The 23,111-nt window shown below is 59.7% G+C and carries 20 protein-coding genes and 2 tRNA genes; 9 read left to right on the forward strand and 13 right to left on the reverse strand.

Annotated features, from left to right (window positions below):
* A partial coding sequence (locus VJR29_13775; GenBank protein ID HKY64473.1) for a hypothetical protein occupies window positions 1–1,264 on the forward strand: 1,264 nt, incomplete at its 5' end.
* 59 nt (window positions 1,265–1,323) lie between these two features.
* Here the strand turns inward: VJR29_13775 and VJR29_13780 are convergent.
* Window positions 1,324–2,193: a metallophosphoesterase gene (locus tag VJR29_13780; protein HKY64474.1), complete on the reverse strand. Its 870-nt coding sequence runs from the start codon at window positions 2,191–2,193 to the stop codon at window positions 1,324–1,326.
* A gap of 14 nt (window positions 2,194–2,207) precedes the next feature.
* Window positions 2,208–2,849: a hypothetical protein gene (locus tag VJR29_13785; protein HKY64475.1), complete on the reverse strand. Its 642-nt coding sequence runs from the start codon at window positions 2,847–2,849 to the stop codon at window positions 2,208–2,210.
* 154 nt (window positions 2,850–3,003) lie between these two features.
* On the opposite strand from VJR29_13785, the gene VJR29_13790 reads away from it, so the two are divergent.
* Together VJR29_13790 and VJR29_13795 are read left to right on the forward strand one after the other, a co-directional pair.
* Window positions 3,004–4,686: a hypothetical protein gene (locus tag VJR29_13790; GenBank protein ID HKY64476.1), complete on the forward strand. Its 1,683-nt coding sequence runs from the start codon at window positions 3,004–3,006 to the stop codon at window positions 4,684–4,686.
* The gene (locus VJR29_13795) at window positions 4,679–6,001 is read left to right on the forward strand and encodes a BamA/TamA family outer membrane protein (protein HKY64477.1); all 1,323 of its coding nucleotides are present in this window, start codon (window positions 4,679–4,681) and stop codon (window positions 5,999–6,001) included. Before VJR29_13790 ends, VJR29_13795 begins: the two co-directional genes overlap by 8 nt.
* Here VJR29_13795 and VJR29_13800 read toward each other — a convergent pair.
* Complete coding sequence (locus VJR29_13800) at window positions 5,998–7,686, reverse strand: phosphoethanolamine transferase (GenBank protein HKY64478.1); 1,689 nt, start codon at window positions 7,684–7,686, stop codon at window positions 5,998–6,000. The genes VJR29_13795 and VJR29_13800 overlap by 4 nt on opposite strands.
* Window positions 7,687–7,895: 209 nt before the next feature.
* On the opposite strand from VJR29_13800, the gene VJR29_13805 reads away from it, so the two are divergent.
* Entirely contained in the window at window positions 7,896–9,494 is a 1,599-nt protein-coding gene (locus VJR29_13805) for an MFS transporter (protein ID HKY64479.1), read from the forward strand.
* A gap of 17 nt (window positions 9,495–9,511) precedes the next feature.
* Here the strand turns inward: VJR29_13805 and VJR29_13810 are convergent, their stop codons facing one another.
* Both VJR29_13810 and VJR29_13815 read right to left on the reverse strand, forming a co-directional pair.
* The gene (locus tag VJR29_13810) at window positions 9,512–9,835 is read right to left on the reverse strand and encodes a DUF6130 family protein (protein HKY64480.1); all 324 of its coding nucleotides are present in this window, start codon (window positions 9,833–9,835) and stop codon (window positions 9,512–9,514) included.
* A 135-nt stretch (window positions 9,836–9,970) separates the two neighbouring features.
* Window positions 9,971–11,194 (reverse strand): NnrS family protein, encoded by a 1,224-nt coding sequence (locus VJR29_13815; GenBank protein ID HKY64481.1) that lies wholly within the window; start codon window positions 11,192–11,194, stop codon window positions 9,971–9,973.
* 145 nt (window positions 11,195–11,339) lie between these two features.
* Here VJR29_13815 and VJR29_13820 point away from each other — a divergent pair, with 145 nt between their 5' ends.
* Complete coding sequence (locus VJR29_13820; GenBank protein ID HKY64482.1) at window positions 11,340–12,755, forward strand: multicopper oxidase domain-containing protein; 1,416 nt, start codon at window positions 11,340–11,342, stop codon at window positions 12,753–12,755.
* Window positions 12,752–13,177 carry a hypothetical protein gene (locus VJR29_13825; GenBank protein ID HKY64483.1) on the forward strand — a complete coding sequence of 142 codons (426 nt, stop codon included), beginning with the start codon at window positions 12,752–12,754 and terminating at the stop codon, window positions 13,175–13,177. Before VJR29_13820 ends, VJR29_13825 begins: the two co-directional genes overlap by 4 nt.
* Here the strand turns inward: VJR29_13825 and VJR29_13830 are convergent.
* From VJR29_13830 to VJR29_13845, 4 genes are all read right to left on the reverse strand, one after another.
* On the reverse strand, window positions 13,144–13,524 hold the full coding sequence (locus tag VJR29_13830; protein ID HKY64484.1) for a hypothetical protein: 381 nt from the start codon (window positions 13,522–13,524) through the stop codon (window positions 13,144–13,146). The genes VJR29_13825 and VJR29_13830 overlap by 34 nt on opposite strands.
* 40 nt (window positions 13,525–13,564) lie before the next feature.
* The gene (locus tag VJR29_13835) at window positions 13,565–14,320 is read right to left on the reverse strand and encodes a hypothetical protein (protein ID HKY64485.1); all 756 of its coding nucleotides are present in this window, start codon (window positions 14,318–14,320) and stop codon (window positions 13,565–13,567) included.
* A 30-nt stretch (window positions 14,321–14,350) separates the two neighbouring features.
* On the reverse strand, window positions 14,351–14,851 hold the full coding sequence (locus VJR29_13840) for a DUF1566 domain-containing protein (protein HKY64486.1): 501 nt from the start codon (window positions 14,849–14,851) through the stop codon (window positions 14,351–14,353).
* A gap of 258 nt (window positions 14,852–15,109) precedes the next feature.
* On the reverse strand, window positions 15,110–16,234 hold the full coding sequence (locus VJR29_13845) for a helix-turn-helix transcriptional regulator (protein ID HKY64487.1): 1,125 nt from the start codon (window positions 16,232–16,234) through the stop codon (window positions 15,110–15,112).
* Between the two features lie 214 nt (window positions 16,235–16,448).
* Here VJR29_13845 and VJR29_13850 point away from each other — a divergent pair, with 214 nt between their 5' ends.
* Together VJR29_13850 and VJR29_13855 are read left to right on the forward strand one after the other, a co-directional pair.
* On the forward strand, window positions 16,449–17,645 hold the full coding sequence (locus VJR29_13850; protein ID HKY64488.1) for a nitronate monooxygenase: 1,197 nt from the start codon (window positions 16,449–16,451) through the stop codon (window positions 17,643–17,645).
* 20 nt (window positions 17,646–17,665) lie between these two features.
* Window positions 17,666–19,129, forward strand: coding sequence for a hypothetical protein (locus VJR29_13855; GenBank protein ID HKY64489.1), 1,464 nt, complete (start codon window positions 17,666–17,668; stop codon window positions 19,127–19,129).
* A 68-nt stretch (window positions 19,130–19,197) separates the two neighbouring features.
* Here VJR29_13855 and VJR29_13860 read toward each other — a convergent pair whose 3' ends face one another.
* A complete protein-coding gene (locus tag VJR29_13860) occupies window positions 19,198–19,851 on the reverse strand; it encodes a hypothetical protein (protein ID HKY64490.1) in 654 nt (217 codons plus the stop codon).
* A 200-nt stretch (window positions 19,852–20,051) separates the two neighbouring features.
* Window positions 20,052–21,647: a CSLREA domain-containing protein gene (locus tag VJR29_13865; protein HKY64491.1), complete on the reverse strand. Its 1,596-nt coding sequence runs from the start codon at window positions 21,645–21,647 to the stop codon at window positions 20,052–20,054.
* A 239-nt stretch (window positions 21,648–21,886) separates the two neighbouring features.
* Here VJR29_13865 and VJR29_13870 point away from each other — a divergent pair, with 239 nt between their 5' ends.
* Window positions 21,887–22,615, forward strand: coding sequence for a hypothetical protein (locus VJR29_13870; protein ID HKY64492.1), 729 nt, complete (start codon window positions 21,887–21,889; stop codon window positions 22,613–22,615).
* Between the two features lie 144 nt (window positions 22,616–22,759).
* Here VJR29_13870 and VJR29_13875 read toward each other — a convergent pair.
* Window positions 22,760–22,833: transfer RNA gene (locus tag VJR29_13875), tRNA-Arg, on the reverse strand.
* A 136-nt stretch (window positions 22,834–22,969) separates the two neighbouring features.
* A tRNA-Ser gene (locus tag VJR29_13880) sits at window positions 22,970–23,061 on the reverse strand.
* Window positions 23,062–23,111 lie beyond the last annotated feature (50 nt).

Raw genomic sequence — 23,111 nt, forward strand, 5'->3', positions numbered from 1 at the left:
CAATGCCGGCAAGCGGATCTTGGTCCATGCCGGAACCTATGAGGTGAGCACGACTCTCACCGTCCCTGACGGAGCCACGGTCCGTGGCGAAGGGGTCATGGAGTATGACGGAAATGGCTATCCCGAGGGATTGGCGCCGGACACGGCGCCGGTCCTTCAAGCCACTCTCGGCCTGGTCGGCGACATCGTCGTCATGGGAGATGGCTCGAGGGTCGAAAATCTCCTGATCCGGGACCTCGACATGGGGCCGGGCGGGCTTTGCACCGCCGACGACGCGACCATGTGCACTCCGCCCAATGTCCCGGATCCGGCGCGCCAGCGCTGCTGCTCGCGCAATCGCGGCAACCTCGTGAAGGTCGCACCGCGCTCGCAAAACGATTCGGTCGCAGCCGAGATCCATCAATGCGAGCTCGATAACCCCAATTTCTCGGGCATCGTGCCCAACGGCCCCAGCGGCCGGGGAGTCGCGGTCATCACCCGTAATCTCAACCTCGGCAACCCGCCCGGCGCCGATACCGATTCCGTGCTGTCGGCCAAGATAAGCCATTCGGTCTACCGGGCCGGCCGCGGCGGCTCCGGCGTTTTCGCGATCAATTTCGCGGCCCGCTCCCATATCGACGTCCTGCTCCATCAAAATAAATTCGAAGGCGGAGTCGATGCTAACGGCGGCGTGAGCCGGCCCGACGCCGTCCACGACTCCTCGACCTCGATCACTTCGATCCATAACCTGTATCGTCCGGCGTCCGCCGGCACCATCATCGGGATGGCATTGACCGGCGGTTCCGGCGCTCCCATCCCCTTTCCACTGGATATCACAACCGAGCGCAACAGCTTGGCGATGTTCTCGTTTCGGGATCGCTTCGAGGAATGCGGCATCGGCGTCCTGGCCTCCGGCGCCGTGAGATTTTTCTCCGACGCCGATCATGTCGGACCGAGCTCCCACAATCACTTGGATCTCAAGTTGATCAGCGCCGAATTCGAGAACAGCGCCTTCTCTGACCTATACTTGGTGGCGGCCCGATCGGCCGACGCCTTCCCGACCGGCGATTTCAACACGCTGCGAGCCTTGATCGTCGGGGCCGAGGGCAGCAACAGCCCCAACAACTTATACAGCGACACGGCCTATGGCGAGTTCGATCTCCCACTTCCGCCCGAGAACGCCGGCCAAGGCAATGAGCTGGAGATTCTCGGCAGCCTCAAGTCCTTCTTGCGAGTCAACGATGGCTTCGACCAGTCGCCGCCATCGTCGGAAGTCTTCAAGTGACACCTTCGAAGACGGAAATATGGAAGTCCCGGCAGGACATGCTCCAGAAACATCTACGGTCACTTGACGGGTTTTCGGCGGGTCAAAACGCCGGAGTCCACGATTTTCCCGGTCCGTGAAACCGCGTTGAAATACATCTCGTCGCCCACGATTTCGGCCACCATGAAGGCTAGATCGGTGTCGAAACCCTTGGCGGTCAATCCCGAGCTTTTGTCGATATTGCCCGACCTAAGCTTGCCGCCCGAGCCGACGACGAAATAGTAAATCCCGTTCTGGGGCTTGATCCGCTCGTAGAAATGGTCATGGCCGGTGAGGACCACGCTCACGTTGTTTTGGATGAAAATCGGCTCCAGGGCCTCGCGGAGCCGGATGTCCGATCCATGCCGGTTGCCCGACGAGTACAGCGGGTGGTGGAACACCGCGATCTTCCAATCGCTGTTCGAGGACTTGAGCTCGCCTTCGGCCCATTTGATTTGCTCGGGCTCGGGATAGGTGCTCTCCAAGAAAAAAAAGCGGACGTCGGTTTTGGGGCTGAAAGTGTAATAGAGCTTCCCGTCCATGTTGAACAGCTTATAGAAACGCTGCTCCCTCGAATCGTGGTTGCCCAGCGAAGCATAGAACTTCACCCCGGCATCGAGCAGCGCCTTATAAGGCGTTTCAAACTTCTTCTGGAAATCCTGCGGCCGCTCGCTGCCGTAGAGGTTGTCGCCGACCAGCACCACGAAGTCGAACTTAAAGCCCTCCCGGAATTTCGCCATCTGCTCGCCAAGCTGATATTGGGTGCTGGCGCCGGTGCCGAAATCGCCGAGGACGGCGAATTTCACCGATCCCTCCTTGTTCGGCAAGGCAACGTCGGGCTCCGCCTGGACCGGAGCCGCCAGCATCGCGAGCCAAATCAAAACGGCACGGTGAAAATTCAAGTGATGCATTGGAGCGCTCTCCTCTACTTCGGCATCGCATCATTGACGAAATCCGCCACAATGTGAGCGTGGGTATCCAGCAAGATGAGCCGGTCGCCGATGAAGCGGTATTCCATGTCCTCGGTCAGCTTGGGAAGCGTCTGTAAAACCTCGGGCGGAACGGTCGACAAAGGCACGTTGTCGGGATAGCGGCCATTCACGGAAAGCGTGATCCCGACCGGGTTTTCGTCCATGATCGAGGCCCGCAATTGCCGTCCTTCGGGACCGCCGAACACTTGGGCCAGCAAGCGCTTGATGACCGGCTGGGCTTCAGGCGTGAAAATATCGCCGGGCTTGGCATTGGCTCGGGCGCTGCGCATCTGCGCTTCGAAGGCTCTTTGGTTCTTGTCGATTTCCTGGGGAGTCGCGTCCTTGCCGAGCTTGGGAAGGGTGGCTTCGATTTTAACGTGGAGGTCGATGTATTCCTTCAGGCGATCGTTCATGGTCGCCAAGGCCTGGGCATCGGCCGGGCTGAGCGGTCCTACGACCCTTTTGGTGGGGGGCGCGGCGGCCGGGCTTTCCGAGGTCGGCGGCGGCGCCTTGGGTTTATCGGCCCCTTGGCAAGGGGACATTCCATTCAATACAAGCGCCAGCAATACGGCGGCGCTGAATAATTTTGCGGACATGGGCGTTCCTCCACCAAGCATCGAAATAGGTTACGCGCGGACCGGCCGGCCGGCAAGGCGGAGCTGGCGACGAAAAATATGATTTAAAATAGGTTGTGAGCCTTCGGCGGCATGCGTGAAAATGGGCGTTTGGGCCTCTGGACAGCAATTCGCCATGAAACGAATTTGCATCCCGATTCTTTTACTCACCTTGAGCGCCGGTCATTTTTCGGCCTGCGCCCCGACCCGAGTCGTTCGCTATCCAGCAACCCGTTGGCTCCAGGATAACGATCGAATTCCCATCGACAAGCCCAAGACCCGGCGTGAGTACAGCATCGCCGACGGCGTTCAGTATCAGTTTTTCTATCAGCTCGAGCGGCTGGTCGACGTGCCCTTGCGCGGTCAAAGAGCCTTGCACGCCCTGGGGGCCGCGCCGCTCGAAGAGGCCTACAACACCAACAACTTCGATGAAGTGGCGGACTCGACTTGGTTCACCAACCGACTGGGGAAAAGAGAGCTGCCGGCGGAAGAGCTTCGCGGAGCCGGACCCGGAAACGGTCCCGACCCTCGCGGCCCCTGGAAGATCATTCAAGCCAAGAAAGCCGGGGTCAGCCCGGGTTTTCTCATCGAGGATCCGGCCGGCGAGAAATTTTTCCTGAAATTCGACCCGCCCCAACATTTGGAAATGATGACCGCCGCCGAGGTCATCGGAACCCGCATCATCTATGCGATGGGTTACAACGTGGCCCAGACCTATATCGTCAATTTTTCGCCGACGATCCTTGAACTCACCGAAAAGGTTTCTCTAAATCAAGAAAAGCTGGACGAAATGCTGCGCGACGTCCCTCGAACGTCCGATGGGAAATTGCGGGCCGTCGCCAGCCGCTTGCTGGAAGGGGAAATCATCGGGCCATTCCCGGTTCGCGGAAGACGGCGGGCCGATGCCAACGACCGCATCCCCCACGAGCATCGCCGGGAGATCCGGGGATATCGATACTTCTCGGCTTTGATCGGAAACACCGACGTCCGGGAAGGAAACTCGCTGGACTCCTTTATCCGAACCGGGCCCGGCGGCAAGGGCTACGTCAAGCACCACATGATGGATTTCGGCAATTCCTTGGGCAGCGCCACGGTCAAGCCGAAGTCCAAGCTCCACTATCAAGACTATGAGTTCAACTACGGCGAGGTTTTGGCAACGACCGTCACCCTCGGCGGTTACCGGCGGAATGACGAGAAAATAGCGGATCCGGGAATGCCTTCGGTCGGCTTGTTCGAATCCAAATACTTCAAGCCTCAAACCTTCCGTCCCCATTACCCCTATCCACCCTTCCAAAACACGACCGATCGCGACGCCTTTTGGGCCACCAAAATCCTCACCCGCTTGAGCGACCAGCAAATCGCGCTCATCGTGAAGGAGGGCCGGTATTCCGATCCCCGGGCCGAGGCCTACGTGACCAAGACCCTGATCGAGCGCCGAAACAAGATTCGCGATCACTGGTTTACGGCCATGAACCCGCTCGACAACTTTAAACTCTCGGCTCAAGCCCAGGGGGTCCGCCTCGACTTCGAGGACCTCGCGGTGACCTCGGGGATGCGGCCGGCCGGCTCGGCGCTTTACCGTTTCCGGGTTCTTCAGGAGCGCGGCGTCTACGTGGCGATGCCTTGGACCGAGACCGCCGTCAATTCGCTGACTCTGCCTTCCGAAGTCGTCGAGCGCCTCCATCCCGGAAAGCCATACTTGCTGCAGCTTCAGACTCGGGCTCAAGATCGGAAGTTTTTCGGTCCGATCATCGACTTGGTCATTCAGAAAGACGGCCAGCTCCGCTTGCTGGGGTTGAAACGGCGTTACGATGCGTAAAGCACTGGGAACCATTTTATTGCTTTGCCTCTTTTCGGGCCCGGCGGCGGGCAGACCCCCGGTCCCCTCGCCTTCACCGACGCCGTCGCCCGAGCCGCTGGTGACCATCACCTCGCCGCCCTCGGCCAAAAGGAAACAATATTTTCTCTTTCCCCTGAAGATTCCGGCCTACGTCATGCAAGGCATCACCTGGCCTTTCATCCAAGGCATCCGCGCGGTCGAGAGCAAGTGGATGGGAAAACATCGCCAAGGCGAGCCCAAGCCGAAAAAGTTTTCGGTCTTTCCGATCCTCCAGACCGGCGGCGGCGAGGGTTTCGGGCTCGGTTTCAGCCTGAGGATCGACGACATCTTCAAGGCCGGAGATTTATATCTCGATTACACTTTCTTTTTCGACGTCGATAACCGAGCCAACCTGGTATTTTCGGGCAATCCCATCGAATTGGGCGGCCGGCCCTTTCAATATGAGGTCGTCGCCCATTTCCGAAATCGGAACGAAGCCGCCTACTTCGGAATCGGCTCGGATACGCCGGAGCAAGCCGAGGGCGAATACGCTTACGACCAACTGAGCACCGGCGTCAATTTAAGCTACGAAGTCCTGCCCCATTTAAAGATGACGGTGCCGCTTCAATTCATGACCGCGAAAGCCCACGGGGCCGGCGGCGATTCGGCCCCGCCGGTCCAGGACGTCTTCCCGCCTTCGGAATTGCCGGGCTTCCAACAACGCACCCATTACTTCGTGACCGGGCTCGGCATCGCCCACGACACCCGCAGCGACCCGATCTATCCGCTCAAAGGCGGATACCGCTCCTTCCGTTTCACCCGCTTCCAGGACTTGAGCGCCGGATCCTTCAGCTTCAATCAATATGAGATCGACATCCAGCAATACATCCCCCTTTGGGCGCCGCGCTATGTCTTGCTGCTGCGAAACGCCTGGGCCTTCCAACAGCCGACCGGCGGCGGAACGATCCCGTTCAACCTGCTCACCGACTTGGACCATTACTCCCCCCTGCGCGGCTTCGAAGTCGGAAGGTTTCGCGACGAGTCCAGCGTTCTCTTCAACGCTGAATATCGTTTTCCGATATGGACCTACTCGAGTGTTTGGGACGATCAAAAGGGTTCCTTCATCGACGGGGTGGTTTTCGTCGACACCGGGCGGGTCTTTCCGGGCATCTCGGATTTCTCCTTCGACGATTGGAAATACTCGGTCGGCGGCGGCCTGAGCGTCTTGATGCGAGAAAAGCTTCTGATGCGGCTGGAGGCCGGTTACGGCGGCGAAGGACCCTTGATCTTCTTCAAGATGGGCAGCTCTTTTTAAGGCAGCGAAAAATACGGCCGGACTTGGCGATTGACGTCGATGATCAGGGGCTTTCGCGCCGGCAAGTAACGGGGATTCAAGACGTCGTCCTGGGCTTTGTAGACCTCCATCTCCAGCCCCAGCAAATTGGCCGCGGTGTGGAAAAGGTTCTCGGTGCTGAAGGCGACGTCGCGGTTCCGGGCCTGACTACGCTTCCAGGCCTTGGGACAGCCGCCATTGCACCAGATGAAGTAGGGCACGTCGAACTCCAGCCGGCGGGGCTCGGGAAAGCCATGGCCGCAGGCGCTCCCCTCCTTGTCGAACAGCCTTTCGCCGTGATCGCTGACGAAGAGCAGGACGCTGTCGGGCTGCTTTTCCAGCAACTGCAAAATCTCGCCCAGCACCTCGTCGGTGTAGCGCACGCTGTTGTCGTACTCGGCCAGCGTTTGGGCCTCTTCCGGGGTGGAACAGGCATCGAGATAGCTTTCGGCGCTAAAATGGGAGTTTTCGGGCGGGTAGCGGTTCCGGTAATTTTGATGGGATCCCAAGGTGTGCAGCACGATGAATTTATGCGGATACTCCTCCTTCAAGACGACACCGAGGGGGTGGAGCAGGGCCTCGTCGTAGACGGTCCCATAGAACTCGGTGTTCGTGAAGATGGTCGTCTCGGAGTCGTGGGCGATCAGGGAGATCAAAGAATCGAAAACCCCGACCCTGCCCTGGTTCGACAGCCAATAGGTCCGGTAGCCGGCATTCTTCGCGGCGTTGAGGATGGAGGGCTCGGTCAGAAAGCGGTCGGGTTCATGGATGGTGGCGGTCGTCAGCATCTTGGTCAAGCTCGGGACGGTTTGATTGGACGGCGATATAGCCCGGTTGAACAGCAGGAGCTGCTTGCGCCTGGCGTCCAAGCGGGGAGTGGTCGGCAAGTGATAGCCGTAGACGCTCATCCGGTCGCGGCGCAGCGACTCGCCGAGCACGATCACGACGGTCCGGGGCCGCGAGGCCTCGACCAAGGCCGCGCCGTAGTTGTTGCCGACCCGGACCTGCTGGGTCTGCTCGAGCCATTGGCGATAGGCCAGCCAATTTCCGATGTCGTGGAAGATGCGGACGCTGGGCACTTGGCGGTTGAGCTCGGCCATCCGGGACCACAGCGCTTTCTTTTGGAAAGCCTCGACATGGTAATAAGCGATGCCGGGAAATCGATAAACCACCGCGGCCAAGACCAATAGGGCCGGCCAAGCCCAGCGATGGTCGCGACGGCCGCAACAACGAGGACGGCCGAGCAACCGCCACATTCCCAGCACCATGGCCAAACCGCCGGCGCCATAAAGCGCCAAGGACAGCATCACTCCCTTGGTCCAATGGAAGGTGAGGTATTCGATCGCTTCGTGGAGATCGGTCCCCAGCAAGGCGTCGACCGCGCCGACCGAAATAGGCGCATCGTATAGGGCGACATGAATGAGATTGACCGTGCCCAAGAAAGACAGAGCCAGCATCAATAAAACGAACAGAAAGCGGCGAAAGCGCCCGGCGTAGTGGGTCAAGCAAGCCAACGCCAGCGCGAACAAGAGGATCAGCAGCGAGGTGCTGAAGATGTAGTTCCAGCGGCTGGCGTAAAGGTAATAGACGCCGGAATAATCGTGCCAAAGCTCCACCAGAAAGGGAGGCAGGAGGGCCAGGGCGTAGCAAAGGATCAAGGCGCCCAATTCGTGGCATTTCGGCGGTCGGGATGACTCTTCCAGGCGAGAAAACTCCGAATAATCGTTCGTTTGAACCTAGGCTCAAATCGCGCCTTCGAGCAAGCCCTAAGCGCGGCCAGGAAGCCGGATTGCCCTCTCCCCGCACCATGGGGCGATTAATTCGCTGTTAGGTTCGGTGCCCGCGCCCTAGAATGGGCCGCGCAAAGGAAGCCGAAATGCTCAGCGACGCTCGAGACCCTTGCAATGAAGCGATCCTGCGCTCTCGCCCGGAGGTCAAGGATTGCGGGGCCAAGGGGCCTTGGGTGTTGGCGGCGGCCATCCTCGGCTCCAGCATCACCTTCATTGACGGAACGGTGGTGAACCTCGCCCTTCCGGTGCTCCAAAGCAAGCTCGGAGCCAGCGTTTCGGAAGCGCAGTGGATCGTGGAGTCCTATGCGCTCATGCTCGCCTCCTTGCTTCTGGTCGGCGGTTCGATCGGCGACCGCCTTGGTCGCAAGCGAGTCTTTTCGGCCGGCGCCCTGCTCTTCGGCCTCGCCTCGGCTTGGTGCGGAATCGCCCCGAGCGCGATCCAGCTCATCATCGCCCGCGGTGCCCAAGGCGTGGGGGCAGCCCTCTTGGTGCCGGGAAGCCTGGCTCTCATCAGCGCCAATTTCTCGAAACAGCGACGAGGCCGGGCCATCGGGACTTGGTCGGCCTTCACTTCAATCGCGGCCGGGGCCGGTCCCATCTTGGGTGGCTGGCTCGTCGAGACGTTTTCGTGGCGTTGGATTTTTTTTATCAATCTTCCTCTCGCCGCGACCGTATTGCTGATCTCGTGGCGTCAAGTCCCTGAAAGCCGAGACGAGCAAGCCAAGGGAGTGGACTTCTTGGGTGGAGCTCTGGCAACCCTCGGGCTCACCGGCATCGTTTTCGGCCTGATCGAATCGAACACCCGGAGCATGACCTCCCCGGTCGTCACCGTCAGCATCGCCGCTGGCCTTGCGGCGCTCGCCGGATTTTTCACGGTCGAAGCGAGGCGCCGGGACCCCATGATGCCGCTCGGACTGTTTCGCTCGGCGACGTTTGCGGGCGCAAATTTATTGACCTTCTTCTTATATGCCGCGCTAGGTGGAATCCTTTTCTTCCTGCCCTTCAACCTGATTCAAGTCCAAGGCTATAGCCCAACCGCCGCCGGTGCGGCATTGCTGCCGTTCGTATTGACGATGTTCCTGCTCTCGCGCTGGGCCGGCGGCTTGGTCGATCATTTTGGATCGAAGCTTCCGCTTGTTGTCGGCCCCCTTGTCGCCGCCGCCGGCTTTGCCTTGTTCGCCTTGCCGGGGCCCCAGGCCGGCAATTACTGGGCCAATTTCTTTCCGGCGGTGACGGTAATGAGCCTGGGAATGGCCTTGAGCGTCGCGCCGCTGACGACCACCGTCATGGGCGCCGTCGAGGAACGGCACGTCGGTGTCGCTTCCGGCATCAACAACGCCGTTGCCCGCACCGCCAGCCTGCTTGCCGTTGCGGTTTTCGGGGTTTTTCTGCTGAGCTCTTTCCAAGCCAATCTTTCCGGGCGTTTGAGTGCAATGCCGATTCCGCCGGAAGAGCGAGCGCGAGTCCTCGGACACAGCGGCGACTTGGCCAATATTAGGATTCCCGATACTCTCGGAAAGGGCACCCAAGCGGGCATTCGGCAGGCGATTCAAGAATCCTTTGTCGAGGGCTTTCGCCTGGTCTCCTGGCTGGCGGCCGGCCTCGCCGCGGCGAGCGCCTTGGCTTCGTGGCTGCTGATCGCCGGTAAGCGCGGCCCGGGCCAGAGCGCCTCTGCTTCCAACTGAGAAAAAAATAGCGCCATTTAGTGAGAGTGACCAGCAGCCCCCTTAGGTACCGTGAAGTTCACCGTCTTGGACTGTCCGGGAAAGACCTGATGGTTGGCATTCACCAAATCGATTCGTATCTTGTGCGGGCCCGGCGGCAAGCCGGCCAAGTCGATCGTATTGATGTTGCTGGCATCGGCCCACAACCAAGGCAGGTCGTCCACATTGACGTGGAGATGCCCGACCCGTGGCGAAACGTTGAGGGCCCCCTGCCCAAACACCGGGACGATATTGACGTTCTCGACCCGCCATTGGATCCATACAACACCCTGAGCCAGCAGGTCGGGCAGTGGGGGGTTCACAGGGCCGGCTACCATGGCAACGGCGGCAAACAGCGATAATGTAATCCGTTTCATGCTTGGCTCCTTTCAAGATGTCCCTTTTGATGGAGCCACAATTTTAACTTGGCTCCAAAAGAAAGCCAGTAGCGGTAAGAATCAGGCCGACGTTGGCGGCTTCGGCCGAAACAGAAACGGCAGGTAACGGTAGGCCCATACTCCAAAGGCGATGCACCAGAGTAAGCCGGCCCAGTAATTTCGCAACCAAAGGCTGTCGGAAGCTCCAAAAAAGACCGGGGTGAGGACCCGCCAAAGGGCGGCCCCCTGCATCAAGAGCAGCGCGACAAGAGTATAGCGGTCCGCCACGATCGGGGCCCCGCCGTGGCCGCGCACTACGCGGGTGCTGATCGCCAAGATCAGCGTCCCGAAGGCGCCGATGTAGAGAGCATGGAGGGCGGGAGTCCGCAAGATCGGATAGACTGCGGCCTCGCGGTGGGCCAGGTGGTAGCCCAATTCATACCCCGAAAACCCCAAGAAGACCAAAATCCAGAACAGCCCCAGAAAAAGGACGAAGAGGATCGGCGTTTCCTTCGCTTGCCATGGCTTCCAGCGCAGCCATTCCATCGCCAAGACCACCAAGAGGGCCAGGTTGATCGCCCAGGCTGCGTAGTGCTGCCGCGGCGTGTCCGCCCACAGGGTGACCAGAAAGATTCGGAGCAGGATGAGCGCGGTGACGACCGCCAAGGTATGAGCGCCTCGCCGGCCCTCGTAACCTGATATCACCCGCCCGGCAAAGAAGGGAACGATGCGGTAGGTGATGCCGACCACTAAAAGAAAGAGGTAACCGTAAGTTCCGAGCTCAATGCTGAGCGTGTAAAAGGTGAAGCTGCCCTCCGCTGCATAATAAGCGTAGGAAAGCAGAAGCCCGAGAGTGCCGAAACCGAGGGCGAGCAGCAGGAAGCGCGGCTGTTTGTCCTCGAGGCATTTCCCCGAGCGGAGGTAGGTCTTGACGAGGAAGCCTAGCAAAAAGAGATAGCTCAGGCCCTCCAATCCAGCCGCCGGCCACATCCAGGCTGGATCGCGGGTGGCTCCCAAAAAGAAGCAGATTTGTCCGCCAACCAACCCCATGCACCATGCCACAACGGCCCCGGCCGAAGGATGGGGCTGTCCAACGAAGCGAGGGAATGCGGTGAGGATAAAGCCGAAGACATAGAAGCCCATCACACCGAAGAGCATGACGTGGGAGTGATACTGGCTGGGGCCGACCCGAAAACCGAACCAGGGAATTTGATGGTCGAGCAGATGGAGCCAGCTAAACCAGATAGCCATCGACAAGACCGCATAGAGCGAGCCGCCCGCGAACAGCAGCCGGTACGGTTCCACTAGTAGGTTTTTAATGGATTTTTCGATCGCCATCCTTGTTTTTCGATTTAGCAGCTTGGGGCTCTTGCCCCTATGATCTGGATCATATCGGGAAAATGCCGGGAATCGTATTGTTGAATACGTCATTCATAAGAAAGGACTCCTTATGAGAAGACTTGCAATCCCCGCCCTATTTCTAGCCATCGGCTGGATTGCCGCCTGCACAGGTCCCGGCGATCTCGGTCCCCGTTACGGGACCGACTACGGCGCAGCTCCTTCGAAGGTCGGCGCCGATTTGCCGAAGGGGGATAGGTATTTCTTGGGAGGATCGGTCGCGAAATTGCCCGAGGTGCCCATCGTCAACGCTTCGCCGGTGAAGGAAGTGCGCCTCGATGTCACCCACAAGGTGGTGGAACTGGACAATGGGGTGAAATTCCACGGCTGGACCTTCGGAGACGACATTCCGGGCCCCACCATCCGGGTCCGGCAAGGCGACAAGGTCAAGTTCACGCTCACCAACCGAAGCACCGAGTCGGTGCAGCTGGTGCCACCGATGCCGCATTCCATCGATTTTCATTCCGCGATGGTCTCGCCCCAGGACAAGTACCGCTCGATCGATCCGGGCCAGACCCTCAGCTTCGAGTGGACTGCCAACTATCCCGGCGTCTTTATGTATCATTGCGCGACGCCGATGGTCCTCCAGCACCTGGCCGCGGGCATGTACGGGATGGTGATCGTCGATCCCAAGGAAGGCTGGCCCGGGCGGGTGGACCGCGAATACGCGGTGGTTCAATCCGAATTCTACCTTCAGGACCAGCCGGGCACGGACGGCGTCTACGAAATCGACATGGACAAGGTGGAGAAAAAGCAACCCAGCTACGTCACCTTCAACGGCCGAGTGAATCGCCACCTGACCGAAGGGCTCAAGGCCTCGCCCGGGGACCGGGTCCGGCTCTTCGTCCTCAACGTCGGGCCGAACGATACCTCGAGCTTCCATGTGATCGGCACCATCTTCGACAAGGTCTGGCTGGACGGCAATCCGGCAAATCAATGGCGCGGCTTGCAAACCGTCCTGCTCGGAGCCTCCAACGGCGCGGTCATCGAGTTCGTCATTCCCGAGGCCGGGAAATACGTCCTGGTCGACCATGAGTTCGCGGATGCCCACCACGGCGCCTTGGGGGCGATCGATGCCACTTCGGGCCAATCGCCGGCGCCGGCCGAGGCGCCGCCTCCGCCGTCCCCGCCCAAAGCGCCCGAAACGGCGCCAAGTCCCGCGCCGGCGGCCACCGCTCCCACTGGCTTGCAGGACATGCCCGGAGCCAAATTGTTCAAGACCAAGACTTGCTATACCTGCCACAGCATCGGGAAGGGCAAAATGACCGGCCCCGACCTCAAGGGCCTCTTCTCGCGTCGCGACGAGGCTTGGCTTCGCCAGTACATCCCGGATCCCACCACCATGACTCAGACCGATCCCATCGCGATGAAGCTCAAGGAGGAATACAAGACTCAGATGCCCAAGGTGCCGCTGACCGGCGAGGAACTGGATCAACTCCTCGCCTACTTGAAAGAGGCGACGAAATGAAAATGGCCCGATGGCTGTCGCTCTCCATGCTGGGGCTCGCGCTGTTTCCCCGCGTCGCAATGCCCTGCGGCCTCTGCCACGAAGACGACCGCTCCGCCGTCTATTCCTATGAAGCGGTGCAAAAGGCGAAGGCCGATCCCGCCCGCCTGGAATTCGCGGTTTTCAAGATCATCGGCCCTTTGCCGAAATCGACCGTGGAGCGGTTGACGCAATGGCTGAGCTCGCGGCCGGGCGTCGATCCCTCCACCGTCAAGATTTCCGCCACCCAAAAATCGATGGGTCTCGTTTGGGAGCGGGCGCGCTCCAAGGACGCCATGCTCGCCGACCTCGCCCGGGATTTTCCCGAGCTGAAGGTTCATGCCCTCGTTTATGAGGATCAGCCCGATCCCTATGGCAGATCCCCTAATTCCCCGCAAAGATAGTTGAACGACTGGAAGGTCGTATGTCCAACTCCGGGTCGAAACTCATAGACCGGACTTTCATCGGCAAATAGCTGGGTTCCGCCCATGGGCTTTCCCGATTGCTCCATGGCGACGCAAGCCACCCATCCTTGAAAGTCGGCAAAGTGTATCCGGCACCGAGCCGCGCCGGCGGTGACATCGAGCCGGCCTTTGTCGTCGGAATTGGGGTACAGGAACGGCGTCAGCGGCTGATTCGCTTCGTCCCAGCATTCGAAGGTCGGAACCTTGGTCTTGTCGGCGTGCAAATTGGAATGGATTCCAAGCCCGAGAATGCCGAGGGCGATAACCCCCATCACTAAGTATTTCATTGAATTTTCCCCCTTACCTCGTTGGGCCTTCGGTCGTGGCTTATTTCCGCACGCAGCCAGTCAAAGGATCGCTCCCCTTCTTAGCCGGCTGGCACTTGGCCTTGGGGCCCAGAAGCTCCTGGCAGAAGCGATGATCGGGCATTTGCTCACAACCAAAGGCCGGTTCGCAAATTGCGGTGGTGCAGCTGAGGGCGTCGTCGGGACAGACCACGCTCTGGTACTGGCAGCCTTCGCCGGGATCGCATACTTCGGCCGTGCAGGCGTTGCCGTCGTCGCAAACCAGCTCCTCGCCGGCGGCGCAGATACCAAAAGCATCGCAAACCTCGACGCCATTGCAAAAATCGCCGTCCTCGCAGGAAGCTCCGGTTTCGGCAGCGCAGCTCGAGCTGCAGCAGTCCCCGTCGAGGAGGTTGCCGTCGTCGCAAGCTTCGCCGGCTTCCAAAATCCCATTGCCACAGATCGACACCTCCCCGCAGGACGGCTCCGCCGCCGCGTCGCAATCGGCCGGGCAATCCTCGTTTAGGTCGCAGATAAAATCGCCGCAAACGCTGTCAATGCAATCCTGAGGGCAGATGGCGGCGGTTTCGGTGGCATCGCAGTGCGAGTCGCCGCAATAACAATCCTCGGCGCAATTGGAGGCATCTTCGGAACAGGGATCGCAAAGGAAATCGCCGCAAATCCCGCATTCCACCGAGCAGGGAACGGCCTTGGCGGAGCTGGGTGCCAGAGCCAAGAGGAGGAATGAAAACACCGGGGCCAAGAGTTTCCCGAAAGTTCGAGCCTGATTATTTCCCATATCATCCTCCCTCATATTCCAGCCGATGGCTTAGTTGGTGTGGAGGAATTGGACGGGATTGGATCCGCCGTAGACGCACCATTGCTTGGCGGTGCTGTCGGTCTTGCTGTCCTGATTAATGCCCGGGCTCACGGTGCCGAAATGGATTTGGTAAGCCTGGTCGACGTTGGCCCCGACGCCGGAAAATGGGTAAGTGGTAAAGGTCCAGTAGCCCCCGGTGACGTTCTGAAAAAGGTCGGAGGCGGGGCTATACTGGAATTCGTCGGTTCCTACGCCATGGTCGTCATAAAATGTCAGCATTTGCAGGCTGCCGAGCTCCTCGACGGAGGGCAGGCGCCAGCCAAGGGTGGATCCGATGGTAAATATATCACCCGGGTAGGCCTTGTGGATGCAGCCGTTGACCGCATTGGTCCAACTCACGTTGGAGGTCCCGCTGGGAGTCCTTTCCCAAATCAGCCCCGTCGTGCGGTCAAAGACCAGGTCTTGGGCGGCCCCGTAGAGGACGAAGCGTTGGGTGGGCTGCAGCAGCAAGGGCCAAGGTTTCAGCCCGCTTCCGGCCAGGGCCGAAGCTGCCCAAAAAACGCAAAGGATTAGGCTAAAAAAAATAACCCGAACAGGCGATAGGTTTTTCATATTTCCCCCCGGATGCAAAATTTTGGAAGAAACCGGCAGGGTTGTCGAGAGGCAAAAAAAAATTGTGCTCTGGCTCACGGTTTCTTAAGGGTCCCGTGCGAGGATTGCGGGCAGGAGAAACTCATTGCCTTCTCCTGTAGGTGGCGAGGTTTGTTTTCAGCTCTCGCGCTTCCATGGGGTGAGACCTTGCCAGCCTTCCAGGGGAAGTCCATAGGCAAGCAGCGCCGCCTGCAAACGCGAGCGCACGTCCAGTTTGCCGAAGAGGTGTCCCAAATGCGTGTGGATGGTATCCCGGGAAACGAAGAGCCGTTGCGCGATTTCGCGGTCGGAAAGTCCCCGCGCCAGCAGGCCGAGAACTTGGGATTCCGCCGCGGTCAGGCCGAAGCGCCGGGCCGTTTCTGCGAGCTGTGAAGCTAAAGGGAGTGAATCGGGGCGCTCGATCTCGGCGAAGACGAAAGGTTTTCCGGAGCGGGTTTTGGCCAAGCGAAGCGTGACCTGGATCGGTCGGGCATTTTCCCCGAAGAGAGTGACGGCGGGAGGTGGCGCTTCGCCGTTTTGCCCTTTCGCCAAATTTCCAAATTTCCGCACCGCCGCGAGGAGCTCTTTCGCGATCCGAAAACGGCCGCGGTCTTGGCATCCAACCATTTTCTCGGCATCCCGCGAGGCGCAGAGCACCTTGCCATCAATGTCGAAAGCCATCTTGGGACGTTTCTCCGAGTCCAGGCTTCCCTCCATGATGGAACAGGATTCCTGCAAGGTATTCACGCGATCGATCCACCTAGCCAAGGACTTCAGCGGCGGCATCAGGCTCGCTGCCTTGAACAGCTCCTCCCGGCTAAAGCTGGGCTGCCGGTGGTTCCGGGCCAGCAAGAGATAAACGGAGCCCGGCTGGTAAGGAATGACATCGCTGAGATGGAGCAGGAGGTAATCATGGACGCCATGGCGTCGACCCACCTCGTGATAAACGGGATGTTTCAAGAATGCCCTATACTCCGGACATCGAGACGCTTGCAGGATCCCTTGGTTCGGCCTGTGAGTGGCCGCGACCATGGGATCGTCGGGGTAAAATTGCTCCGCCCACATGCGCTGAGCTTCTTGGGCTTCCGGGTTCGCGATCAGGGGCCCCCGTTCGTCGGATCGAAAAGAAACCAAAAAGCTGGTGTCGAAAAGATCATGGAAAGAAGAGAGGCTCTGGGCGTTGAAATCTTCCCATGAGGAAGCTTCATAGGCGGCCCGCAGGATGTTTCCCGCCGCTTTTTCCTGAAAATCTAAATTTCGCATCGCCCTCTCATCATTCGGAAGAATGCAGTGACGCGCTCAAGCATCGGTGGGAGTAAAATTTGTGGGGGTATCTTTCACGCGCCATCCAAGCCGAATCCTGAAAAGTTATAGTAGCTCAATAAGCTACTGCCCTCCAAGTGAAAATCACCCATTTCGGTGACGTCGGCGAACGACTTGGACTGTATGTTTTCGATACGAAAAGCGGAGGTTTCCCATGGCAAACGACAACGACGACTCCTCGAAAACAATGAGCCGGCGCCGGGCGCTGGAGGTGCTCGGCATCGGCGGCATGAGCTTGGCAACCAGCGCCATCCTTCCCTCGTCCGTCAAGGCCGGCTATGACACCGACCTTTCCCTCCATACCCGCCTGACCCGGGAATTCGGGATACGCTGGCCCTTCGTGGGCGCGGGCATGGGCTTTGTCGCCATGCCCGAGCTCGTCGCCGCCGTGTCCAACGCCGGCGGCATGGGCGTGCTGGGCAACGCGATAGAACCCCCGCCCGGAACCCAGATCCTCATCCAGCAAATTCGCCAGCTCACCGATCGGCCCTTCGGCGTGGACTTCAGCGTGGTCGATACCCCTGCTGGCCCCGGCACCTTGGATGCTCACATCGAGGTGGCCGCGGCGGAACGCGTCTCCCTGGTCGTGTTCCACTTCGACTTGCCCAAGCGCGACTGGGTCCTGCAGTTGCAGGCGGTGGGCACCCGCGTGTGGGCGCAGGTGCCGTCCTTCCAACAGGCCATGGATGCCTTGGACCTTGGGGTGGACGGGATCGTGGCGCAGGGATCGGAAGCCGGCGGGCACAACCGCAACACCACCACTCCGTTGCGGGAGCTGTTGCGCGAGATTTTGCGGAATACGCGCAAACCGGTGCTGGCCTCGGGAGGCATCGTCACGGGCCGGGACGCCGCGCGCGCTTTGCACGCCGGCGCGGAGGGCGTGTGGGTGGGAAGCCGCTTGATCGCGTCGGTGGAAGCCCACGCCCACCCCGAATACAAGCGCCGCGTCGCGAACGCCGGCCGGGGCGAGACCGTGAGCACCACGATGTTCGGCCCCGAGCTCCCGGACGAGCCTTACCGGGTGCTGCGAAACCGGGTGGTGAACGAATGGGCGGGACGGGAAGATGAAATCCCCAGTCCTCCGCCGCCGCCCGCGACGATCGGCACGACGGTGCTTTTCCCGCTGACCTTGCGGGTTCCTTACACGATGCCGAAGTTCAGCGCCGTGGTCCCCGATCCGGAAACCGAGGGCGATTTCGAAGAGATGGGGCTACCCGCCGGCGCCGGATCGCACAGGATCCGTTCGGTTCTGCCGGCCGGAAGGATCGTGCGGGAAATGATGCACGAGGCGCGCGAGGCGCTCGACGACATCGCCTGCGGCCGCGACGACGCGGATTGGGGCCGTGACTAAAAATTGAAAGGGAGGATCTCATGAGTTATCGATTATTCCAGATAGCGTTTGTCGCAGCCATTGCTGTGGCGACAACGACATTCACTTCGGCGTTCGGAACGACGCTCACCGACGCTTGGAGCGTAGCGGAGCTGCCGGGCTTCGGCGTCGAGGGCTCGCCGACCTACTGCGATCTCGACGGCGACGGTCAAGACGAAGCCATCGTGCCCGCCGCATGGCCACTCCCCGGCTTCGGGGATCTCAGCTACATGAACGTCATTGATCCGGCGACGGGAACTCCCGTCTTTACCACCCCACCGGGGACCGCGGGCTTTTCCCATCCAATCTGCCGTGACGTCAATGACGACGGCACGCTGGACATCATCACCGCCGGGCGCTTTGAAGACGTTTACGCTTTGTCGGGCGTTGACGGCTCGCGCTTGTGGGCCTTGACCGATCAACATCCCGACGCGCCCATGGGAAATATCTATGCTCCGGTAGGCGTGCCGCAGCACCCCGATCTGCTTTTCGTGACGACGGGCGGCGGCGGCGAACAGGACGTGGGCGGCCCCCGCAATCCCGGCGGCATTTTGGCCATCAACACCGACGGTGAGCTGCTGGCCCGTTGGGCGGAACCCAACCAAGCGGAAGTCTACTCCTCCGCGGCGGTCGTTGCCGCGGGGCAGGACCCGCGCAATATCCTTGTGGTCTTTGGCTCCGGCGGCGAAACCCTGCCCGGCAGCTTGCACTTCCTGATCTATAACCGGACGTTTAAGAAGTTCGTTCCCATCGCCGAGATTCCGACGGCTTGTGACAGCGGCGGCTACATTCCTTCCCCGGTCATCGGCGACATCACGGGCGGGATACTCCATCTGCCTGAAGTCGTCGCCGCCGACATGTGCGGCAACGTCGCCGCCTTCACCTTCTGGGGCCACGAGCTGTGGCGCCGAACAATTACACCGCGATACATCGTTTCCAATCCGGTTCTCGTCAATCTGGACGGCAAGAAAGGCTACGACGTGGTCGTTGCGGGGAGCGCATTCAATTTCAGCCTTCCGGAGACTTATTTCGAACGCGAGTCGGTGGTCGCGGCTTTCCGCGGAAAGGACGGCGCGCCCCTTTGGTCGGCGACTTTGGACCTGCCCGTGACCTCATCCCCGGTGACGGCGGACGCCGACGGCGATGGGACGGAAGACATCTGGGTGGCGCATCTCTTGCCGGGGTTTACCGGCCCGCCGGATCCGTCGTACCTGCAAGTCCTATCGGGGAAGAGCGGATCCCCTCTTCTCAGCTACGGTAACGTGAATTGGGCGGGGACACCCGTGATCGGAGACGCCGACGGCGACGGCTCATTGGACGTCCTGATTCAAGACGCGCCGGCTGATTTTGGCGGCACCATTCTCGAAAGCGAAACGAGATTAATCTCTCTCGACGGAGTGCCATTCGATCCCGACGCTTCTTACAGCGGCTTTCGTGGGATCAACCATGACGGGTATCGTCGATAAAGCGGTTGGCGGCAGGTTCAGGGAGCCGCCGAGCTCCCTGAACCTTCATTTCCACCGGCTCATTATGGCTACAGGCAATACCGTTGCAACCCTTGGGGGGGCGGAACGATCTTGGCGGGCAAGCAGCCGCCGTGGTCGGGGCAGCATTGTGGATTTGCCTCGGCGCAAAGTTGAATGTCGGCCGAGCAATCGCAAGGGTCGCAGGATAGGGAGAGCCATTGCCAGCAAGTTCCAACCGGTCCGATCGAGCTATCGCAGACCGTGATGTCGCTCCAAGCGCAGACGTAATTTTGATCGGGGCAAGACTCGAGGCGGAGCTCGACGGTGTCGATGCTGGGCGGCAGACCCTGAGGATCGACCCCCGAGACGTCGAATTGCAAATTGGCGTTTGCCGAGTCGTAAATCGGGTTCGCGAGCATGAGGTCGATCCGCTGACGATTGGATCCGAAGACGAGGCCCGCCGGGCTGGGAGAGTCGGCGCTGAAAGGATAGGCATTGAGAAACTCGGCGGTGCCGACGCTTTGGCTGCCGTCGGCGGACACCGCCTTGCCTTGAATGCCCGCCAAAGACAGGCGAACCATTCCTTGGCCATCGACGGCAAAGGAGCCGGTCGACGCTTTTAGCACCGGCGTTTCGTCCGTGGGAGCGGGCGAATCGTTCCCGCAACCGGCGAAAAGAGCGAAACACAAGAAAAGTAGACAGCCCTTGGCATATGCTCCCATGTTCTCTTCTCCTTCGGGATCGGAAGATACATTCTTTGGCGGCGGGGTGCCAACAAATCTCGGCGTTTGCAAGATCTCCCGATCCTCCGGCCTAAGGGTCCCGATAAGGGCGACGGCATTTTCTTCGACCTCCGCATTTTCTTAACCTTTTGGGCCGCCCCTCCATGTCCGGCCAAAAGCCGTAGCCTTTGGCGGCCTCGTCAAATCCCCGGCGGACGATTTTTTGGAATTCCTCGGTTTGCATCGCTACCCCTCACCCGAAACATCAGAACCGCCGCGAAGGCAAGCATCCAGCAGACTCCTTCCGCCGCGCCGCTCCCAGCAAGGGAGCAACCGCCCCCTTCGGCGTCCTCTTGGCCTCCAGAGTCGCCATCATCGTCCCCGCCGCCTGCCTCGCCTTCGTCACCGCCCCCGTTTCCGGGCGCTTGCTCCTGCAGCTCAAAGGCGCCGACGTCGCAGCGTGACCCACCCGGGCGAGTCTCCCCTCGCTGGTCGGCGCTCAGCTCCATCCCCTCCGCATCCAAGCAGCCGCTCGGATCGCCGGCGTCCTGGGCCGGCGATCCCTCCATCAGGGCATGCGTCAAGGTGGGGCCTCCGTTGTCCGCCAGGACGCCCAACCCGAGAGCCGAAAACCCGAGTCCCGCTTGATCCTCGGGCCCCAAGAAAAGACTACAAGCCGAGACGTCCCCGAACAAGTTGTATCCCAAAGAGCTCACGTTGGGGGGAGTCTGTGACGCCTCTTCCTCCTCGAAGCAATCGGCGCCGAGAAAATTGCTGTCGTTTCCCGCAATGATGGAGTTGGCGACCTCCACGGAGCCGACTTCGAACTCGACATAGACGCCGGCGCCTTGCGCAGTGGAGCCGTTCCGCGTGAGCGTCACATTGTGGACATTCAAGGATAAGGCGCCGAGCCGCAGGCCTCCCCCCTTGTTTCCCGCGTGGTTTTCCGAAAGGGTGCTGTTGACCAAGAAAGGGAGGAAGCCCTGGTCCGCGGTCATGCTGTCCAACCACAGACCGCCGCCGTTTCCGGCCGCCGTGTTGTTGGAAACCGTGCTGTTTCGGATTTCCATCGAGTTGTTTTCCCGAATGTAGCCCCCTCCTCCGTCCCCGCCGGCTTCGTTGTCGTCCAGGGCGCTGTCGACGAGGCTGGGCGAAAAACCGCTTCGAGTCCATAGTCCGCCGCCATCCCGCGAAGCGATGTTTCCTTGGACTAAGGACCGCAAGAGGACCAATCCTTGATTGCCGTGGTTTTGTCCCCAGATGGCTCCCCCGTCCCGGGCTTGGTTATCGAGTATTTTACAATCGCTGATGTTCAAAAGGTTGCCGCCGGAGCTCCTGGAAACCGCGATGGCGCCTCCGTCGGCCCCCCCGGCGTCGCCGTTTTGCAAGGTGAGGTCGGTGAGATTGACCGTCTGGCCGGCGCTGTTCGGAACGTCGAGGATGCGGTCCCCGAGCCCCGAGGCATCGATGATGGTGGAATCAGCGCCGACGCCGGAAATCGTCGTGGCGTTCCCCCCGTCGTCGATATCCAGATCCCCGGTATCCGCGGCGTCCTCATCGGCGCCCGAGCGGGTCAATCGGTAGATTGCCCCCTGAAGCGAGATGGCGTCGTCGCCGTCGTTGGCATTGGCGGCGAGGATCGCCTCCCGAAGCGAGCAATCGTTACCGGAATCGCAGCCGTCCGGCGGAGGATCGTCGGTCCGGGTCACTTCAAAGACCAGCGCGTGGGCTGAAGGAACGAAACTCCAGACGGCCAAAAAAAAACCAAGAAGCGCCGACTTCCAAAAACCTTTCATAAAACCTCACTATGGCTGGAAAAAACTATGACGGAGGTTTGTGGGGAAGAAAACGTGTTTAAATTGTTTAAAATCGAGGACCCATCCTTCGAAGCGGGTTCTTCCGCACCACCAAGCTAACTCCACCCAACATTCTCCGCGTGCGGCTTACTCAAGGTTGCGGCGTTTATTTGGACCAATGGTTGACAAGCCTAAGGGCCGGTAACAAAATTACGCACGGTGCGTACAAGGAGGGGGCCATGAAATGGATCGTCACCCTGCTGCTCGGGCAGCTATTTCTTTTTCTTTTCCCGACCTTTGGAAGAGCGACTACTTATGAGGTCTACGGAACTTCCGGAAGTGACACGTTTACCCTTGCCCTTTTCGGAACGATTTTCGTCACCCGAAACGGCGTCCTAGAGCTGAATCTTGATTCTTCCAAATGCGATTCTTCAGCGAACACCGTTATCAAGCTCTACGGCTTTGACGGAGCTGACGATTTCACCGTCTCGATTCCCGATAGCTGCGATATCTCGTGCAAAGTTTATGGGGGAAGTGGCGGGGATGTGTTCGACGTGGTCGGCTGCGATGGCATCGCTCTCTACGGTGACGATGGGAAAGACAAATTTTACCTTGGGTCCTCATCGAATTATTTCAATGGCGAGGCTTACGGCGGAAACCAAAACGATGAATTCCACGACTATTTCTTGCAGTATGCCTACTTGAGCGGCGGAAACGGCAATGACGCCTTTTCCGGGAATATTCGGGATTACGCGCTCATCTATGGAGGCGAAAGCGAAGATTACTTTTTCGGCGGGCCGAGCGAGACGGAAGGCCAAGGGGTCTATGTTACAAATGACGACACCGGGCCCTATTCCGGCGATGAATTCTATTATGGCCATTTCGACACTATTTATTGCGACAGCACCGACCAAGTTTTCGGCCTTGCGGTCGTCCATGGAAACGTATTTGGGGATTGCATCAATTAATGCGCGCTTGGCCTCTTCGACGGGCACCCGGTCTCGACGATCATCACATTGTTCTCCTTCGGAGAACTGCTTGTCGAAAATGATCCAATCACAGATGGAACACCCAGAAATTGAAAAAGGCCCGAAGGCCTTTTTCAATTTCTGCGCGCCCAGCATGATTCGAACATGCGACCTTTGGTTTCGTAGACCAACGCTCTATCCAGCTGAGCTATGGGCGCTTTTTAAAATTTACTGCGGAGAGGGAGGGATTCCGAGACTCACGTCTCGGGATCCTTTGTGAGAGGAGGTCTCTGCCCAAAGGGCACCCGAGACCTCCTGATTTTCACAATCTCTCCTCGTTCGCTCCGCTCACTGCGGAGAGGGAGGGATTCGAACCCTCGATAGAGCTTTAAAGGCCCTATGACGGTTTAGCAAACCGTTGCCTTCAGCCACTCGGCCACCTCTCCCGACGCAAAATGGAGTGGCATCCTTAGCAGATGGACTTTCGCCGACTCAA

This window comes from bacterium, from assembly GCA_035281585.1.
In the GTDB taxonomy this organism is placed as follows: Bacteria; UBA10199; UBA10199; order DSSB01; family DSSB01; genus DATEDP01.

What these genes read in the sequence shown, in the direction of transcription:
- VJR29_13820 (HKY64482.1), top strand. Translation starts at nt 11,340, where the DNA reads ATGAGAAGACTTGCAATCCCCGCCCTATTTCTAGCCATCGGCTGGATT.
- VJR29_13870 (HKY64492.1), top strand. Translation starts at nt 21,887, where the DNA reads ATGAAATGGATCGTCACCCTGCTGCTCGGGCAGCTATTTCTTTTTCTT.
- VJR29_13845 (HKY64487.1), bottom strand. Translation starts at nt 16,234, where the DNA reads ATGCGAAATTTAGATTTTCAGGAAAAAGCGGCGGGAAACATCCTGCGG.
- VJR29_13825 (HKY64483.1), top strand. Translation starts at nt 12,752, where the DNA reads ATGAAAATGGCCCGATGGCTGTCGCTCTCCATGCTGGGGCTCGCGCTG.
- VJR29_13860 (HKY64490.1), bottom strand. Translation starts at nt 19,851, where the DNA reads ATGGGAGCATATGCCAAGGGCTGTCTACTTTTCTTGTGTTTCGCTCTT.
- VJR29_13790 (HKY64476.1), top strand. Translation starts at nt 3,004, where the DNA reads ATGAAACGAATTTGCATCCCGATTCTTTTACTCACCTTGAGCGCCGGT.
- VJR29_13780 (HKY64474.1), bottom strand. Translation starts at nt 2,193, where the DNA reads ATGCATCACTTGAATTTTCACCGTGCCGTTTTGATTTGGCTCGCGATG.
- VJR29_13850 (HKY64488.1), top strand. Translation starts at nt 16,449, where the DNA reads ATGGCAAACGACAACGACGACTCCTCGAAAACAATGAGCCGGCGCCGG.
- VJR29_13835 (HKY64485.1), bottom strand. Translation starts at nt 14,320, where the DNA reads ATGGGAAATAATCAGGCTCGAACTTTCGGGAAACTCTTGGCCCCGGTG.
- VJR29_13830 (HKY64484.1), bottom strand. Translation starts at nt 13,524, where the DNA reads ATGAAATACTTAGTGATGGGGGTTATCGCCCTCGGCATTCTCGGGCTT.
- VJR29_13785 (HKY64475.1), bottom strand. Translation starts at nt 2,849, where the DNA reads ATGTCCGCAAAATTATTCAGCGCCGCCGTATTGCTGGCGCTTGTATTG.
- VJR29_13865 (HKY64491.1), bottom strand. Translation starts at nt 21,647, where the DNA reads ATGAAAGGTTTTTGGAAGTCGGCGCTTCTTGGTTTTTTTTTGGCCGTC.
- VJR29_13805 (HKY64479.1), top strand. Translation starts at nt 7,896, where the DNA reads ATGCTCAGCGACGCTCGAGACCCTTGCAATGAAGCGATCCTGCGCTCT.
- VJR29_13855 (HKY64489.1), top strand. Translation starts at nt 17,666, where the DNA reads ATGAGTTATCGATTATTCCAGATAGCGTTTGTCGCAGCCATTGCTGTG.
- VJR29_13795 (HKY64477.1), top strand. Translation starts at nt 4,679, where the DNA reads ATGCGTAAAGCACTGGGAACCATTTTATTGCTTTGCCTCTTTTCGGGC.